This is a genomic window from Leifsonia sp. ZF2019, assembly GCF_019924635.1.
Classification (GTDB): Bacteria; Actinomycetota; Actinomycetes; order Actinomycetales; family Microbacteriaceae; genus Leifsonia.
Genome location: NZ_CP065037.1, coordinates 3,227,958 through 3,244,386, shown reverse-complemented (window position 1 = coordinate 3,244,386; position 16,429 = coordinate 3,227,958). Strand labels below are relative to the sequence as shown.

Below are 16,429 nucleotides of genomic sequence, written 5' to 3'. Positions count from 1 at the left end.
CGCAGGCTCCCTCGGCGCTGGGGTCGCGGCACCGCTTCGCGCTGCCCATAGCTCCACCGCGCTATCCTGGAAGGCTTTGCCCACCGGCGAGGCATCTCACCACCCGTCCTCCAGGAGTTCCACCGTGGGCCATATCGACGTCTCCGGCGTCTCGTACACACTCGCCGATGGGCGACCGCTGCTCGACGACGTCTCCTTCCGTGTCGGCGACGGCACGGTCTCCGCACTGATCGGCGCGAACGGAGCCGGCAAGTCCACTCTGCTGCGCATCATCCGCGGGGAGGTCCGGCCCGATTCGGGCGGCGTCGTGATCGACGGCGGCCTCGGCGTCATGGACCAGTTCGTCGGCCACGTGCGTGACGACCGCACGGTGCGCGATCTGCTCGTCGGCGTCGCTCCCGCAGAGGTCCGCCGGGCGGCCGAGGCCCTCGCGGCGGCCGAGGAGGCGATCATCGAGCGTGACGAGACCGACACGCAGCTGCGCTACGCGAACGCCCTCGCCGAGTACGCCGACGCCGGAGGGTACGACCAGGAGGTCGTGTGGGACAACTGCACCGTCTCCGCGCTCGGCGTCCCGTTCGAGCGGGCGCAGTACCGCCTGGTTCGGACCCTCTCCGGTGGAGAGCAGAAACGCCTGGTGCTGGAGGCGCTGCTGCGCGGACCGGAGCAGGTGCTGCTCCTCGACGAGCCGGACAACTACCTCGACGTGCCGGCGAAGCGCTGGCTGGAGGAGCAGCTGCGGGCGACGCCCAAGACCGTCCTGCTGGTCTCGCACGACCGCGAACTGCTCGCGAACGCGGCCGACCGCATCCTGACGCTGGAACTCGGCGCGGCAGGCAACAGCACGTGGACGCACGGGGGCGGCTTCGGCGGGTACCACCAGGCCCGCGACGAGCGGATGGCCCGGCTCGAGGAGCTGCGCCGGCGCTGGGACGAGGAGCACGCCAAGCTCAAGGCCCTCGTGCTGCGGTTCAAGGAGAAGGCCAAGTACAACTCCGACCTGGCGAACGCGTACCAGGCCGCACAGACGCGCCTCGCGAAGTTCGAGGCGGCCGGTCCTCCCCAGGAGCGGCCGCGCGAGCAGAGCGTCCGGATGCGGCTGACCGGGTCCCGTACGGGCCGCCGCGTCGCCGAGCTGCAGCGACTCGAGTTGACCGGGCTGATGCGTCCCTTCGACGGGGAGATCTGGTTCGGTGAGCGCGTCGCGGTGCTCGGGTCGAACGGCTCGGGCAAGTCGCACTTCCTGCGCCTGCTCGCGGCAGGCGGCACGGATCCCGACCCCGGCGCCGGCCATCTCGCCGCGGCGGAGCACGCGGGCCCGCCGGTGCCGCACACCGGCGTCGCGAAGCTCGGGGCCCGCGTGGCTCCCGGCCTGTTCGCGCAAGCGCACGAGCACCCCGAGCTGGTCGGTCGCACGCTGCTCGACATCCTCCACCGCGGCGACGACCGGCGTGCAGGCATGCCCCGTGAGGCCGCCAGCCGCGTGCTGGACCGCTACGGCCTGGCCGCGTCGGCGGAGCAGACCTTCGAGTCGCTCTCCGGCGGCCAGCAGGCCCGCCTGCAGATCCTGCTCCTGGAGCTGTCGGGCGCGACGCTGCTGCTGCTCGACGAGCCCACCGACAACCTCGACCTCGTCTCGGCGGAAGCGCTGGAAGACGGACTCGCCGACTACGAGGGAACCGTGATCGCGGTGACGCACGACAGGTGGTTCGCGCGCGGCTTCGACCGGTTCCTGGTCTTCGGGGCGGACGGCGAGGTCTACGAGACGGATGAGCCCGTGTGGGACGAGAGACGGGTGACGCGGGCGCGCTAGCCGCGCATCCGCCCGATCCGTGTCACCGCTCTGCGAAGTAGCGGTAGAGCTGCTTCTCCCGTGCGCTCAGCGTCGCGACAAAGGCGCCGCCGACGGCTCCGACGGCGGCCGCGAGGGGGATACCGGAGACGGCTTCGAAGACGGCGCCCTGATCCTCCCCCGGGACGAATGACGCGGTGACGCCGGCGAGCGCGAGACCGATGACCGCGGCGGACGAAGCCCAGGCAAGTGCTTGGAGCAGCTGGGTCGAGATAAGGTCGACTCGCCGTACCCCCGCGTGGAGTGCCGATGCCAGCTGCAGGCGCCGCAGCCGAACGCTGACGAACCCGAGTCCGACTCCGACCATCGCTGCCACCGGCACGGCGGCGCGTGTCAGTCGTCCCAAGAATCCGGCCTCGCCGGCGACGGACAGGCCGTGGGACGTGTTCAGCTGCGAGATCTGCGGCTTCGAGGCGGGGTCTGACCCGGGAGTCATGGTGCCGAAGAGAAGCGCTCGAACATTCGTCAGCTGCGGCCACGCCGTGACCCAGCATTCGTCGAATCCGCCCGGGTCGGCCGTGATGGAGAGGACGGCGTATCCCAAACCCGGTCGCCGTCCGTCCGAGGGATAGGCGAACGTCGATGCGACGGTCATCGAGCCTCGGTCCGTCGCGATCGATTCTCCGACCTGCGCTCCGACGTCCAAGGCCAGATCACGCGAGATCAGTGTGCCCGATCGGTTGCCGGACCGCGCCGACAGGACGTCGGCGAACCCCGGTGAAACCTCGAAAGACGGCACCGGGGCATTCGGGAGGACGCTGACTCTCACCTTGTCGGCGTCCGATCGAAGCGCACCGGACGCGACCACGTCGGGGAGGTCGCCAAGCCTCTCGCATTGCGCCGGATCGATGCGTCCTTCGGCGGTCAGGATCTGCGTGGACCCACCCGCTTCGCGGAAGTCCTCGGCCTCCGCGATCTGTCGCGCGATCGCGATCCCGTCGGCGGAGACCAGTCCGGAGATCGCGATCGCCAGAAGGATGCTGAACCCTGCGAAGCGGGTCGTTCCGGTCGCGATGTCCCGGGCCGCTTCGCGGAGGATCGCACCGAGCCTCATCGCGCCCTTCCGCCGGGAAGGGACCGGAGGTCGAGCCGGACACTGCACCTCGCCGTGGTGCGCGGATCATGGGTCGCCACGATCACGATCACGTCGCTCTCCGCCGTCGCCGCGATGGCCGCGTCCACTCGTTCCGCGTTGTACGCATCCAGCTGCGCCGTCGGCTCGTCGATCAGGAGCAGGTCCGGCTGCGAGGCCAGGCCCCGAGCGAGCATCAACCGCTGCGCCTCGCCGCCCGACAGCTCTCCGAACGGTCGCTGGGCGACCTCCGCGAGTTCGAACCGTGCAAGCAGGTCGTGGGCCTGACGCTCGGCGGACCGCATCGACGCGCCGCGAGTGAGCAGTGGAAGCGTGACGTGGTCGAGGGCGGTGCGACGTGCGGACCCGAACGGATTCTGGAAGACCCAGTTCACCCGGTGCACACCGTCGAATCGGATGCGTCCCTCGCACGGCCGAGCGAGTCGCGCCAACAGCGAAAGGAGTGTGCTCTTGCCTGAGCTGGAGGGCCCGGTGAGGGCATATGTCTCGCCCGGATGAAACTGGAAGTCCAGGCCCCGGAACAACCACCCGGCCTCGCCGAAACGGTGGCCGACGCCCTCCAAGGTCACGAGCACGCGGAGTCGCCCGTCGGTGAGAGGTCGGCTGAGGTCGGGCGTGCTTCCCCCGCGAACCGCACGAACGTCTGACCGAGCTGGGAGCCGACGATCGTCACCGGATATCCCGTCCCGCGCGAGGAGAGGCATCCACTGTTCCCTCGTACCGAATGGACAGCGGTCGGCGGGACCGTGGCGATTTCTACAGGAGCCTCCAGCGCGAGCTGACCGGAGATCGCCTCGCTGGCGGACCCCGTCTCGCGCGAAGAGGCTGTGGCGGACGCGTATGACGGAGTGCCGGCCAGTGCCGACAAGGCTTCGGTGGCCGTGACGTCCCCCGCGCGGTCGACCGGGACGGTCACCTCATCGACCGTGAGAGTCCGTGCGCCGTCGACGAGGTCTCGAGGCAACGGGACGATGGAGACCGAGGCGAGTCCGCCGACCGCCGTCGCGAGCGTTCCGCCTACTCCCAACGACTCACCGACGTGGGCGTCGCAGGCCAGGATCGTCGTCGCGGGGGTCGGAAGCCAGACGAATCGGGCGGTGGAGATCGTCGTCGCCGGGAGGGCATCGTCACCCGCTCGGGCGAAGAGTTTCGCGACCGCCGCGAGGGTCTGCGTCCCGACCGCGCCGTCGTTCGTCACAGGAAAACCGAGCCTGGTGAGTTCGGCTTGAAGCGAGCGCACGTCGTCGCCTCTGTCGCCTGCTGCGAGGTCCCTCCACAACGGCGCGCTGGTCGCCAGAGCGATCAGGGGCTCGCCGTTCATCGACGCGAAAGGGAGACCGGACTCGACGGTCGTTCCGGGGGAGCATGACGACGCCGTGAGCCGTCCCGACGCTTCCGACACCAGCGGGCTCTCGGGGTGAGAAGTGAAAGCGAGCGAAACCGTGCGGGGATCCGTGAAATCGCGGTAGGCGATGGGAGCTTCGGCTGCCGCCGACGGTCCGGCGAGAGAAGCGGGAACGGCCGGGGAGAACCAGAGCCACGCCGCGCACGCTCCCCCCGCGAAGAGCACGATCCCGATCACGGACAGCAGAGTGATCCTCGAGAGCAGACGTCGGCTCATTCGTCTCCCGTGCCGAGGATTCCGAGCGGATCTGCGCTGCACTCGTCCAGCGCGTGATCACCCGCCGAATCGCTGATGAACGGATAGGTCAGGTCAGGCGAGTCGCAATCGTAGTCCGCGGCCGAGTATCCGGCGGGCACGGCCTTCTTCTCGACCAGGCACGCTGCCATGAGTCGCGCTTCGTCGAGGTTCTGCGGATTCCGTTGCATCGCGAAGTACAGGTAGCCGATCGTGTTCAGGCCGGAGCTCGCAGAGCAGTCATCTGCGATCGTGTTGGCCTTCTCCGTGGACATGGCCGCGCCGGGCCGGAACTCGTAGCCGCCTCCGGGCTTGAAGCCGCCGAACGTCACGTTGCGTTCGGTGAGACACGTCGTGAAGCGATTCTCCATCTCGGCGAATTCGGCGTCGGAGATTCGGCCGTCCGCCAGGGCCGTGCGCTCGAAGTCGGTCGTCGCTCGACGGGATACGGAGGCGAACTCGTCCGACCACGGTCCCGCGAGATCCTGACCGGCCGATCCGCCGTGCCCGGAGGCGGGTGGTGCAGATGGGGGCGGCTGCGAACAGCCGGACAGGCTGAGCGCGACGGTGAGGAAGGCGGCCCCGAGGAGCGATGTGGAACGTGTCGTGGAGGTCATGTGTTCACCGGTGGTCGATCGTGCAGCAGCAGTCGGCTTCTCGAGCGGCGCGAGGGGTGGCGGATCCGCGACGACCCACCACCCCGTGCCCGCTCAGTAGTTGTAGTAGTACCAAGTGTTTCCGGTCACGGTCCACGCGACGGTGGCCCGTGACCACGAGCCGCGCCCCGCGTCCGCAGACCGCAAACAGGTGTATGAGTTGCACGCCGTCGAACGGTGAACCTTGCTCGGGTGGTGGTAGTGCGACCACGTCGAACCCGAGTTGCCGTAGTCCCAGGTACCTCCCTCCGGGTAGCTGACGTACGCATTGGCGGGAGCCGCCGAGAGCAGGGAGCCCCCGGTCAAGGCTCCAGCGGCCAGCGCGGTCGCGATGAGTGATTTCTTCAGTCGCATGTCGTTCTCCCTTTCGTGGTCCAGACGGCTCTGTCTGGCGAGGAGGGACGATGAGTGCCCCAGTGACACGCTAGCTGTAGAACTCTATTTAAACAATTCTGATATTTTTACTTCGGTATCGCGGTGTCAGTGTCGCATCTGCCCGATCCGTGTCACCGCCTCGGTCAGCACCTCCGGCGAGCAGGCCAGGTTGACGCGCGCGAAGCCGCGGCCTTCGCGGCCGAACGCCGGCCCGTTGCCCAGCGCGACCTTCGTCTCGGCGAGGATGCGCTGGGCCGGGTCGTCGCCCCAGCCGAGTGCGCGCAGGTCGATCCAGGCCAGATAGCTGGCGTGCGGCTGCCGGTAGAGCGCCTCGGGGACGTGCGAGGCGAGGAGGTCGGCGAGCAGCACGCGGTTGGCCTCGACCGCATCGAGCGCACCCTCGAGCCACGGCATCCCCTCGCGGTAGGCGGCTTCGGCCGCGATGCGGCCGAACAGGCTCGTGCGCTCCTCGATCTCGACGGGCAGGCCGCGGACGAGCGCGGCCTGCTCCTCACCCGCGGTCACGAAGAAGGCGCACTTGAGGCCGGCCAGGTTCCAGGCCTTGCTCGCGGCGTGGGCGGCGATGCCGACGCGGCGTGCGGCGTCGGAGACGTGGAGGAACGGGGTGAATTCCGCATCGCGATGCGTGAGCGACGCGTGCACCTCGTCGCTGACGACGCTCGCGCCGTAGCGCTCCGCCAGTTCCGCCACCACGCGCAGCTGCTCGGGCGGGTGCACCAGTCCGAGCGGGTTGTGCGGGTTGCACAGCAGCAGGGCGCGTGCGCCGCCCGCGAAGGCGCGCTCGATGCCGGCCAGGTCGAGCGACCAGGTGCTGCCGTCGTCGACGAGCGGGACCTCCTCCACCACGCCGCCGGCCTCCGGGACGTACGAGAAGAACGGCGGATACACCGGCGGCGTGATGATCACCGGGTCGCCGGGCGCTATCAGCCGGCGGAGCGCCTCCACGACGACGACGCCGATGTCGGTGGACGTGCGCACCTGCGCCTGATCGACGGCCCAGCCCCAGCGCTCGCGCGCGTGCTCGGCGAAGGCCGTCTCCATGCCGCGCTGCGGTCCGACGTACCCGGTGTCGGAGCGGTCGACCGCGGCGTGCAGGGCGGCGGCGATCGGTTCGGCGAGCGGGTAGTCCATTTCGGCCACGAACAGCGGAAGCACGTCGTCGGGATAGGCGCGCCACTTCTCGCTGGTGCGCTGGCGGAGGCGGTCCAGGGGCTCGGCGTCGACCTTCATCCCTCCACTCTGCCAGTCCCGGCGGGGAGGCGGCAGGCCGCCCGCGGGAGGGTGGGCCATAGACTGGGGAGGTGAGCATGGAGATTGAGATCGGGCGTGCCAAGCGCGCCCGCCGCGTGTACGCCTTCGACGACATCGCGGTGGTGCCCAGCCGGCGCACCCGCGACCCGGAGGATGTGTCGGTGTCCTGGGGCATCGACGCGTACCAGTTCTCCATCCCGTTCCTCGCGGCCCCGATGGACTCGGTGGTGTCGCCCACCACGGCGATCATGATGGGCCAGCTCGGCGGCCTCGGCGTGCTCGACCTCGAGGGTCTCTGGACGCGCTACGAGGATCCGGAGCCGCTGCTCGCCGAGATCCGCGAGCTGCCCCCTGCGAAGGCCACTTCGCGCATGCAGGAGATCTACGCGGAGCCGATCAAGCCCGAGCTGGTGACCCAGCGTCTGGCGGAGATCCGCGAGGCCGGTGTCACTGTCGCCGGCGCTCTCTCGCCGCAGCGCACGCAGGACCTCTACGAGACCGTCGTCGCCGCCGGCGTCGACCTCTTCGTCATCCGCGGCACCACCGTCTCGGCCGAGCACGTCTCGAAGAGCGTCGAGCCGCTCAATCTCAAGAAGTTCATCTACGAACTGGACGTCCCGGTGATCGTCGGCGGCGCGGCCACCTACACGGCGGCCCTGCACCTCATGCGCACCGGCGCTGCGGGCGTCCTGGTCGGCTTCGGCGGCGGCGCGGCCTCCACCACGCGCTCCACCCTCGGCATCCACGCGCCGATGGCGACCGCGGTCGCCGACGTCGCCGGCGCGCGCCGCGACTACATGGACGAGTCGGGCGGCCGCTACGTCCACGTCATCGCCGACGGCGGCCTCGGCAGCTCCGGAGACATCGTCAAGGCCATCGCCTGCGGCGCGGACGCGGTCATGCTCGGCTCCACTCTGGCGCGAGCGACCGACGCCCCCGGCGGCGGCTGGCACTGGGGCGCCGAGGCGCACCACCCCCACCTCCCGCGCGGCAACCGCGTGCAGGTCGGTCAGGTCGCCCCGCTCGAGGAGATCCTGTACGGCCCGGCGCCCGTCGCCGAGGGGACTGCGAATCTGGTGGGAGCCTTGCGCCGGAGCATGGCGACGACGGGATACTCGGACCTGAAGGAGTTCCAGCGCGTCGAGGTGGTCGTCGCACCGTACCAAGCGCACTAGACCCGCGGCCGATGGCGGCCGGGAGAGGGAGGCAACGATGGTTGAATCACGATCCACGTCCGACCCTGCTGTGGCGTATCCGTCACGGCTCGGCCCGGCCGAGCGCGCCGCGGCGATCGCGGCGCTGAAGGAGACCGAGCTCGACATCCTCGTGGTCGGCGGCGGCATCGTCGGCACCGGCAGCGCCGTCGACGCCGTCACCCGCGGTCTCTCGGTCGGTCTGGTGGAGGCGCGCGATTTCGCCGCCGGCACGTCGAGCCGGTCGTCCAAGCTGGTGCACGGCGGCATCCGCTACCTCGAACAGCTCGACTTCGGTCTGGTCCGGGAGGCCCTGATCGAGCGCGGCCTGCTGCTGCAGCGCATCGCGCCGCACCTCGTGAAGCCCGTCCGCTTCCTCTACCCGCTGCACAAGCGCGTGTTCGAGCGCCTCTACATCGGCGCCGGCATGATGCTGTACGACATCTTCTCGTACACGGGTCTGCGCCCGCCGGGCGTGCCGCACCACCGTCACCTCAGCCGCCGTCAGGTGCTGAAGGCGATCCCGAGCATGGCCCCCGACGCACTCGTGGGCGGCATCACCTACTACGACGCGCAAGTCGACGACGCCCGCTACGTCGCCAATCTCGCGCGCACCGCCGCCCACTACGGCGCTCACATCGCGCCCCGGGTGCGGGTCGAGGGATTCCTCAAAGTGGGGGAGCGCGTGGTCGGCGTGCAGGCGCGCGACCTCGAGACGGACGAGCGGTTCGAGATCCGTGCCAAGCAGGTCGTCAACGCGACGGGCGTCTGGACCGATGACACGCAGTCGATGGTGGGGGAGCGCGGTCAGTTCAAGGTGCGCGCGTCCAAAGGCATCCACCTCGTCGTGCCGCGCGACCGCTTCCAGTCGAAGATGGGGCTGCTGCTGCGCACGGAGAAGAGCGTGCTCTTCGTCATCCCGTGGGGTCGCCACTGGCTCATCGGCACGACCGACACCGACTGGCACCTCGACAAGGCGCATCCCGCGGCGACCGCGGCCGACATCGACTACCTGCTCGCCCACGTCAACGAGGTGCTGAACGTCCCGCTGACCCGCGAGGATGTCGAGGGTGTCTACGCCGGCCTCCGGCCGCTGCTCGCGGGCGAGTCCGAGCAGACGTCGAAGCTGTCGCGCGAGCACCTCGTGGCGCACTCGGTGCCGGGGCTCGTCGTCATCGCGGGCGGCAAATGGACGACCTACCGCATCATGGCGAAGGATGCGATCGACGCCGCCGTCGACGCGCTCGACGGCAAGATCCCGCAGAGCACCACCGACGAGATCGCGCTCGTGGGTGCCGAGGGCTACCAGGCGGCCTGGAACCGCCGCGGCCGGATCGCCGCGGAGAACGACCTCCACCCTGCGCGGATCGAGCACTTCCTCAACCGGTACGGGACACTGACGGAGGACATCCTCGCGCTCATCCGCTCGGACCGCTCCCTCGCCGAGCCGCTCCCCGGTGCGGACGACTACGTGGGAGCGGAGGTCGTCTACGCGGCAACGCACGAGGGCGCCCTCCACCTGGAGGACGTGCTCGCCCGCCGCACCCGCATCTCGATCGAGGCCTGGGACCGCGGTGTCTCCGCCGCTCCGGTCGCTGCGTCGCTGATGGCGAAGGTGCTCGGCTGGGACGCCGCCCGCGAGGAGCGCGAGGTGCAGACCTACCTCAAGCGCGTCATCGCCGAGCGCGAGAGCCAGCTCCAGCCCGACGACGCGTCGGCGGACCGGGTGCGTCTCGAGGCTCCGGACATCGTGGATGTCGACAAAGCAGCGGCCGCGGCGGTGGCGGCCGCGCCGTCGGCCAAGCCGTCCCGCACCCGGGCGCCGAAGCCCGGTGCGGCGAGAGGCGGCACCGCGAAAGCCTGAGGCGATGCGTCGCCCCCTCGCGCCGAGGGGGCGGCGCGCGTCTCCGCGTTCGCTCTCCGCGACTCCGGCCGTGCTCCGGGAACGCCTCCGGTAGGCTGGAGGTATCGCCTCAGACGGATCGGAGACGGACGATGGTTGACGTTCGACGGGTCAAACTACCCGGGGTCGGGGTGCTCCACACCTTCGTGACCGACGATGGCGGCAAGGTCGGCGTCATCGCGCACCGCTCGGGGCACAGCGACCTCATCACGTTCTCGGACCACGAGGACGGCGCCGACGTCACCAAGGTGTCGCTCCGTCTCAACGAGGACGAGGCGCACACGCTGGCGGAACTGCTCGGCGGCACCCAGATCACCGAGTCGCTCACCGCGCTCGACCAGATCCCCGGCCTCAGCATCGACTGGTTCACGGTCGACTACGAGGACCACATCGCCGGCCAGCAGCTCGGCGCCCCCGGTGACCGCGGCTTCGTCGGCCTCACGGTCGTCGCCGTCGTGCGCGGGGACTCCGCGAACCCGGCTCCCGCGCCCGACTTCAAGGTCTTCCCCGGCGACACCCTCGTCGTCGCGGGCACCCCGGAGAAGGTGGCGAAGGCGTTCGCCTTCTTCCGCACCGGCGAGATGCCCGCCCGCGTGACCGCCGACGCTCCGCCGGGAGGCTGATCCGATGCATCTCGGAGAAGATCTCATCATTCTCGGCCTCCTGCTGCTCGTCGCGTACGTGCTCGGGCGCCTCGGCAAGCTGGTGGGTCTCCCCGCGATTCCCATCTACATGATCGTCGGGCTGCTGGCCAGCCCGCACACCGGATGGTTCCCGCTCGACTTCGAGAGCCACTACATCGAGCTGATCGCCGTCTTCGGACTGATCCTGCTGCTGTTCAATCTGGGCCTCGAATTCGACCAGGACGAGTTCTTCGGCAACTTCGGCAAGCTGATCATCTCCGGCGGCTCCTACATTCTCATCAACATGGGCGTCGGGCTCGCGTTCGGCTTCTGGGTCGGCTGGGGAACCCGCGAGGCCCTGATCATCGCGGGGATCACGGCGACGTCGTCGTCGGCCATCGTGACGAAACTGCTCATCGAGCTGCGACGACTGCCCAACACCGAGACGCCGATGATCCTCGGCGTGACCGTCGTCGAGGACATCTTCATCGCGATCTACCTCGCCATCGTCTCCGTCGTGTTGAGCGGGGAGACCGACTTCTGGCCCGTGGTCCTCAAACTCGTCATCGCCTTCACGTTCCTCGTCGTGATGTTCACGCTCGCGCGATGGGGCGGCAGATTCGTCTCCCGGCTGTTCCGGACGAAGGACGACGAGCTCTTCACGATCCTCTTCTTCGGTCTTGCGGTGCTCTTCGCCGGCGTCGGGGAGATCCTCGGCGTCACCGACGCGATCGGCGCCTTCCTGATCGGGCTCGTCCTCGGCGCGACCAAGTACCGCAACAAGATCGAGCACATCGCCATCCCGCTGCGCGACGTGTTCGCGGCCTTCTTCTTCCTGAACTTCGGTCTCGAGCTCGACCCGGCCAAGTTCCCGTCGGTGCTGGGGCCGGTGCTGATCGCCGTCGCCATGACGATCGTGCTCAACATCCTCGCCGGGCAGTTCGTGGCTCGCCTCAACGGGATGGGGGCCCAGGCGGGCATCAACACGACCGTGATCCTGCAGAACCGGGGGGAGTTCGCGCTCATCCTCGCGACGCTGTCGCTCAGCGCGGGCCTCGACGAGCGCATCCAGCCGTTCGCCGGTCTCTACGTGCTCATCATGGCGATCCTCGGGCCGATCCTCGCAGCGAACTCCGAGCGGATCGGTGCGATGATCCTACGGACCGGGAAGAAGTCGAAGCGACGCGACCGGAAGAAGAAGCGCGATCCCATGCTCGACGAGGAGATCGCCCTCGTCGAGGCCGCCACCGCCGACCTCGACTCCGATGCGCGCCGCGACGACACGAGCGCCGACCACACGCGCGCGGCTGTCGACCGGATCGTCGAGCAGGCCATGCAGCAGCAGGCCGCAGGACAAGAAGACACGAGCGGCGACCGAAAGCGGGACTGACCCATCGACACGACCCCCTCTCGCCCCGCGACGACGGGCGAGACCACGCTGTTCCGGATGATGCTCCGCCCCCGGTGGATCGGAGCACTCGTCTTCGCGCTCGCCTTGGCAGCCGGTTTCGCCGCCCTCGGCCAGTGGCAGCTCGAGCGCGCGCTCGAGTCGGGCAAGGCGGTCGAGGCGCCGAGCGAGACGGTGCTCCCGCTCGCCGAGGTGGCGAAGCCGGACGGTCCGATCACGGACAAGGCGGTGGGCCAGCTCGTCGAGTTCACGGGCAGCTTCGTCCCGGGCGACTACCAGCTCCTGGACGGCCGGCTCAATGAGGGGAAGTCGGGTTGGTGGGTCGTCGGCCACCTCAACCTCCGGCAGGCCGACGGCACCGAGGCCGCGCTCGCGGTCGCGCGCGGCTGGGCGCCCGACGAGGCGTCGGCGAAGTCGGCCCTGGCGCGCCTCGCGGCCGAACCCGCGAACACCGTCACCGTCGTCGGGCGCATCCTGCCCGACGAGCAGCCCGAGGTGCCGCAGGACAAGAGCAACCCGACGCAGATGCGGACCGTCGGCATCGGCGCGCTCTACAACCTGTGGACCGGCGTCGACGGGATGGACGTGTACTCGGCGTACGTCGTGCAGCGCGGCGGATCGGACGGGCTGGACGCCATCTACTCCCCGCCGCCCATCGCGCAGACGGAGCTCAACTGGCTCAACATCTTCTACGCGGCGGAGTGGATCATCTTCGCCGGCTTCGCGATCTTCCTCTGGTACCGACTGGTGAAGGACGCCAAGCAGCGGGAGGACGAGCTGCGCGAGGAGCAGCTGCGGGAGCAGGAGCTCGCCGGGCTGGGCGCCTCCGCGGGCAAAGTAGAATAGCCCCATGCCCCTCGCTCCCAAGCTCGAAGACTTCCCGAAGATCCGCGGGGCCCTCCGGTTCTATCAGGTGTTCGCGTACGTCACGGGCATCATGCTCCTGCTGCTCTGTGCGGAGATGATCGTCAAGTACGGCTTCGGCTACGAGCTGTTCGCGTTCAGCAACTACGGCGCACTGACGTTCGTGGCGGTGGATGCGCCGGTGCCGCCCACGGGTGTCGACCTGAGCACGGGCATCCTGATCGCGCACGGCTGGCTCTACGTCGTGTACCTCTTCTCCGACTTCCGCCTGTGGAGTCTGATGCGCTGGCCGTTCACGAAGTTCGTCATGGTCGCCCTCGGCGGCGTCGTGCCGTTCCTCTCGTTCTTCGTGGAGATCCGTATCAGCAAGCAGGTCAAGACCTATCTGGCCGGCCGTGAGGCCGAGGCCGCGAACCTCGTGGAGGCGACAAATTAGCACCGACCCCGTTTTCAGCGACATCCTCGGAGGGGCCGACTCGGCCGATCCCGCCGGTCCCGTCCTCGTCGTCGACTTCGGCGCGCAGTATGCGCAGCTGATCGCGCGGCGGGTGCGCGAGGCGAACGTGTACTCCGAGATCGTGCCCCACACGGTCACGGCCGCGGAGGTCGCCGCGAAGCGCCCGGCCGGCATCGTGCTCTCGGGCGGACCGTCCAGCGTGTACGAGGAGGGGGCACCCCGCCTCGACGAGGAGATCCTCGGGCTCGGCATCCCCGTTCTCGGCATCTGCTACGGCTTCCAGGTGATGGCCACCGCGCTCGGCGGCGAAGTCGCCAAGACCGGCCGCCGCGAGTACGGCTCGACGGCGGTCCGCGTCGTCGACGGCGCCGCGGAGCAGGAGAACGGCCTGCTCTCCGGCCAGCCCGACGAGCAGACCGCGTGGATGAGCCACGGCGACTCGGTCGCACGCGCCCCCGAGGGTTTCGAGGTGCTCGCGTCGACCGATGACACCCCCGTCGCCGCGTTCGCCAACGAGGAGCGCAAGCTCTACGGCGTGCAATGGCATCCGGAGGTCAAGCACTCCCAGTACGGCCAGGCCGTGCTCGAGAACTTCCTGCACCGTGCCGCGGGCATCCCGGCCGACTGGAACAGCGGCAACGTGATCGCCGACCAGGTCGCCGCGATCCGCGCACAGGTCGGCAGCGGCCGTGTGCTCTGCGCGCTCTCCGGCGGTGTCGACTCGGCGGTCGCCGCAGCCCTCGTCCACAAGGCCGTCGGCGACCAGCTCGTCTGCGTGTTCGTCGACCACGGCCTCCTGCGCAAGGACGAGGCCAAGCAGGTCGAGGTCGACTACGTCGCCTCCACGGGCGTCCGCCTCGTGACGGTGAACGCGCAGAAGCAGTTCCTCGACGCGCTGGCGGGCGTCAGCGACCCGGAGACGAAGCGAAAGATCATCGGTCGCGAGTTCATCCGCGTGTTCGAGCAGGCACAGGCCGACCTCATCGCCGAGGCTGCCGACGAGGGCGACCCCATCCGCTTCCTGGTCCAGGGCACGCTCTACCCGGACGTGGTCGAGTCGGGCGGCGGCACCGGCACCGCGAACATCAAGAGTCACCACAATGTGGGCGGCCTCCCCGAGGACCTCCAGTTCGAGCTCGTCGAGCCGCTGCGCACCCTGTTCAAGGACGAGGTGCGGGCGATCGGCCGTGAGCTCGGCCTGCCGGAGGTCATCGTCGGCCGCCAGCCGTTCCCCGGTCCCGGCCTCGGCATCCGCATCGTCGGAGAGGTCACGCAGGAGCGTCTCGACCTGCTGCGCGACGCCGATGCCATCGTGCGCTCCGAGCTGACCGCCGCCGGCCTCGACGCGGAGATCTGGCAGTGCCCCGTGGTGCTGCTCGCCGATGTCCGCTCGGTGGGCGTGCAGGGCGACGGGCGCACCTACGGTCATCCGATCGTGCTCCGCCCGGTCTCCAGTGAGGACGCCATGACGGCCGACTGGACCCGTCTGCCGTACGACCTGCTCTCCAAGATCTCCAACCGCATCACCAATGAGGTGGACGGCGTGAACCGCGTCGTGCTCGACGTCACGTCGAAGCCGCCGGGGACGATCGAGTGGGAGTGACCTCCCGCCGCCGTGATGGCGAGCGAACCGCGAAGGGCCCGGATGCCGCGAGGGCGGGTTCTAATGGTGGTCGCAACACTCCGGTTTTCGGGAGGTTGCGACCACCGTGTCGTTTTCGGAGGAGCAGGATCGGCGTCGGGCTGAGTTCCTAGCGTTGTTGGGGTCGTTGGGCAGTGTGACTCTTGCCGCGCGTGAGTTGGGGTTGAACACGAATACCGCGTTCGGTTGGGCGCGGAAGGCCGGGTTCCGGGCGAAGGCGTATCCGGCCAGGCCGCACCCGGGACGAGAGGAGTTCGCCCGATTGCGGGCGGAGGGCGTGTCACGCCGGGAGGCAGCGGCGCGAGTCGGGATCCACGAGCGCACCGGCCGCGACTGGGATTACGGCGTGAGGAAGTCGCGGAATTCGCGGTTTTACTCGGACGGGCGACGTGTTGATTACACGACCGGGCGCACCACGATGGAGTCCATGACGAGTCCACCGCCGAAGGTTCCGGAGCAGGTTGGCTCCCGTCTCCTGTCGCTTATGGAGCGGGAGACGATCGCCGATCTCAGACGGGCCGGGCTCACACTGCGGGCGATTGGACGGGCGCTAGACAGGCCCGCATCGACGATCAAACGCGAACTCGATGCGCGTTCGAAGGGCGGTCTCTATCTCCCGCACGGCGCGCATCGGGATGCCGCCACCAAGCGAGCTCGCCCGAAACCTGCGAAGCTCGCACAGCCCGGACGGTTGCGTGAGTATGTCGCCCAGCGACTGAGGGAACAATGGTCTCCGGAGCAGATCAGCGGCGTCTTGTCGCGTGATTACGCAGATGACGAGAGCATGCAGGTGAGCACGGAGACGATCTATCAAGCGATCTACATCCAGGCCCGCGGTGGGCTCAAACGCGAGATCGCCGACGCGTTGCGCACCGGCCGCGCCCGCCGCAAACCCCACCGGTCACCCGAGCAACGCACCAGCCGGTTCGTGGATCCGATGGTGATGATCTCAGAGCGTCCGCCGGAGGTCGAAGACCGCGCCGTCCCCGGCCACTGGGAAGGTGACCTGATCGTCGGCGCGAACAACCAGTCCGCGATCCTCACACTGGTAGAGCGCACCACCCGCTACGTGATGCTCGGCCACCTCCCCGGCGAGCACACCGCCGAAGCCGTCCGCGACGTCCTCGTCGAACTGATCGGCACGCTCCCACAACACCTGCGCGGGTCGTTGACCTGGGACCAGGGAGCAGAAATGGCCGCTCACAAGGCCTTCCGGGTCGCCACCGGCGTCCCGGTCTACTTCTGCGACCCCGCGTCCCCCTGGCAACGCGGCTCGAACGAGAACACTAACGGGCTGCTGCGCCAATACTTCCCCAAGGGCACCGACCTGACCGCTCACGGCCCGGAGGACCTCGAACACGTTGCCCAGAAACTCAACAGCCGGCCACGCAAAACGCTCGGCTGGGATACCCCAGCCGAGCGTCTGATACAACTCGTTTAGTTCACTTAGTG

Annotated in this window: 15 protein-coding genes; 9 read left to right on the top strand and 6 right to left on the bottom strand. The window is 69.1% G+C overall.

Annotated features, from left to right (window positions below; translation table 11 throughout):
- Positions 1–124: 124 nt before the first annotated feature.
- Positions 125–1,813 (top strand): ABC-F family ATP-binding cassette domain-containing protein, encoded by a 1,689-nt coding sequence (locus IT072_RS15950; protein WP_223357829.1) that lies wholly within the window; start codon positions 125–127, stop codon positions 1,811–1,813.
- A 22-nt stretch (positions 1,814–1,835) separates the two neighbouring features.
- Here the strand turns inward: IT072_RS15950 and IT072_RS15945 are convergent, their stop codons facing one another.
- From IT072_RS15945 to IT072_RS15920, 6 genes are all read right to left on the bottom strand, one after another.
- A complete protein-coding gene (locus IT072_RS15945) occupies positions 1,836–2,906 on the bottom strand; it encodes a hypothetical protein (RefSeq protein ID WP_223357828.1) in 1,071 nt (356 codons plus the stop codon).
- Positions 2,903–3,514, bottom strand: a complete 612-nt coding sequence (locus tag IT072_RS15940) for an ATP-binding cassette domain-containing protein (RefSeq protein ID WP_223361004.1) — start codon at positions 3,512–3,514, stop codon at positions 2,903–2,905. Before IT072_RS15940 ends, IT072_RS15945 begins: the two co-directional genes overlap by 4 nt.
- Complete coding sequence (locus IT072_RS15935; protein ID WP_223357827.1) at positions 3,511–4,566, bottom strand: peptidoglycan-binding domain-containing protein; 1,056 nt, start codon at positions 4,564–4,566, stop codon at positions 3,511–3,513. The genes IT072_RS15940 and IT072_RS15935 overlap by 4 nt, the downstream gene beginning before the upstream one ends.
- Complete coding sequence (locus tag IT072_RS15930; RefSeq protein ID WP_223357826.1) at positions 4,563–5,201, bottom strand: hypothetical protein; 639 nt, start codon at positions 5,199–5,201, stop codon at positions 4,563–4,565. The genes IT072_RS15935 and IT072_RS15930 overlap by 4 nt, the downstream gene beginning before the upstream one ends.
- 93 nt (positions 5,202–5,294) lie before the next feature.
- The gene (locus IT072_RS15925) at positions 5,295–5,594 is read right to left on the bottom strand and encodes a lactococcin 972 family bacteriocin (RefSeq protein ID WP_223357825.1); all 300 of its coding nucleotides are present in this window, start codon (positions 5,592–5,594) and stop codon (positions 5,295–5,297) included.
- Positions 5,595–5,720: 126 nt separating this feature from the next.
- Entirely contained in the window at positions 5,721–6,866 is a 1,146-nt protein-coding gene (locus IT072_RS15920; RefSeq protein WP_223357824.1) for a MalY/PatB family protein, read from the bottom strand.
- A 77-nt stretch (positions 6,867–6,943) separates the two neighbouring features.
- Between IT072_RS15920 and IT072_RS15915 the strand changes: the two genes are divergently transcribed.
- The 8 genes from IT072_RS15915 (at position 6,944) to IT072_RS15880 (ending at position 16,418) form a co-directional block, all read left to right on the top strand.
- On the top strand, positions 6,944–8,062 hold the full coding sequence (locus IT072_RS15915) for a GuaB3 family IMP dehydrogenase-related protein (protein WP_223361003.1): 1,119 nt from the start codon (positions 6,944–6,946) through the stop codon (positions 8,060–8,062).
- A 37-nt stretch (positions 8,063–8,099) separates the two neighbouring features.
- Entirely contained in the window at positions 8,100–9,944 is a 1,845-nt protein-coding gene (locus IT072_RS15910; protein WP_223357823.1) for a glycerol-3-phosphate dehydrogenase/oxidase, read from the top strand.
- Positions 9,945–10,075: 131 nt separating this feature from the next.
- On the top strand, positions 10,076–10,606 hold the full coding sequence (locus tag IT072_RS15905) for a cation:proton antiporter regulatory subunit (protein ID WP_223357822.1): 531 nt from the start codon (positions 10,076–10,078) through the stop codon (positions 10,604–10,606).
- A gap of 4 nt (positions 10,607–10,610) precedes the next feature.
- A complete protein-coding gene (locus IT072_RS15900) occupies positions 10,611–11,996 on the top strand; it encodes a cation:proton antiporter (RefSeq protein ID WP_223357821.1) in 1,386 nt (461 codons plus the stop codon).
- A 57-nt stretch (positions 11,997–12,053) separates the two neighbouring features.
- A complete protein-coding gene (locus IT072_RS15895; protein WP_223357820.1) occupies positions 12,054–12,860 on the top strand; it encodes an SURF1 family protein in 807 nt (268 codons plus the stop codon).
- Positions 12,861–12,864: 4 nt separating this feature from the next.
- Complete coding sequence (locus IT072_RS15890; protein WP_223357819.1) at positions 12,865–13,314, top strand: DUF3817 domain-containing protein; 450 nt, start codon at positions 12,865–12,867, stop codon at positions 13,312–13,314.
- Positions 13,315–13,336: 22 nt separating this feature from the next.
- Entirely contained in the window at positions 13,337–14,938 is a 1,602-nt protein-coding gene (gene guaA / locus IT072_RS15885) for a glutamine-hydrolyzing GMP synthase (protein WP_223361002.1), read from the top strand.
- A 316-nt stretch (positions 14,939–15,254) separates the two neighbouring features.
- Positions 15,255–16,418 (top strand): IS30 family transposase, encoded by a 1,164-nt coding sequence (locus IT072_RS15880; RefSeq protein ID WP_223360928.1) that lies wholly within the window; start codon positions 15,255–15,257, stop codon positions 16,416–16,418.
- The last annotated feature ends 11 nt before the right edge of the window (positions 16,419–16,429 follow it).

Excerpts from the sequence above, each read along its gene's own strand:
- IT072_RS15945 (WP_223357828.1), bottom strand. The coding sequence starts at position 2,906 with ATGAGGCTCGGTGCGATCCTCCGCGAAGCGGCCCGGGACATCGCGACC.
- IT072_RS15935 (WP_223357827.1), bottom strand. The coding sequence starts at position 4,566 with ATGAGCCGACGTCTGCTCTCGAGGATCACTCTGCTGTCCGTGATCGGG.
- IT072_RS15930 (WP_223357826.1), bottom strand. The coding sequence starts at position 5,201 with ATGACCTCCACGACACGTTCCACATCGCTCCTCGGGGCCGCCTTCCTC.
- IT072_RS15925 (WP_223357825.1), bottom strand. The coding sequence starts at position 5,594 with ATGCGACTGAAGAAATCACTCATCGCGACCGCGCTGGCCGCTGGAGCC.
- IT072_RS15920 (WP_223357824.1), bottom strand. The coding sequence starts at position 6,866 with ATGAAGGTCGACGCCGAGCCCCTGGACCGCCTCCGCCAGCGCACCAGC.
- IT072_RS15915 (WP_223361003.1), top strand. The coding sequence starts at position 6,944 with ATGGAGATTGAGATCGGGCGTGCCAAGCGCGCCCGCCGCGTGTACGCC.
- IT072_RS15910 (WP_223357823.1), top strand. The coding sequence starts at position 8,100 with ATGGTTGAATCACGATCCACGTCCGACCCTGCTGTGGCGTATCCGTCA.
- IT072_RS15905 (WP_223357822.1), top strand. The coding sequence starts at position 10,076 with ATGGTTGACGTTCGACGGGTCAAACTACCCGGGGTCGGGGTGCTCCAC.
- IT072_RS15900 (WP_223357821.1), top strand. The coding sequence starts at position 10,611 with ATGCATCTCGGAGAAGATCTCATCATTCTCGGCCTCCTGCTGCTCGTC.
- IT072_RS15895 (WP_223357820.1), top strand. The coding sequence starts at position 12,054 with ATGATGCTCCGCCCCCGGTGGATCGGAGCACTCGTCTTCGCGCTCGCC.
- IT072_RS15890 (WP_223357819.1), top strand. The coding sequence starts at position 12,865 with ATGCCCCTCGCTCCCAAGCTCGAAGACTTCCCGAAGATCCGCGGGGCC.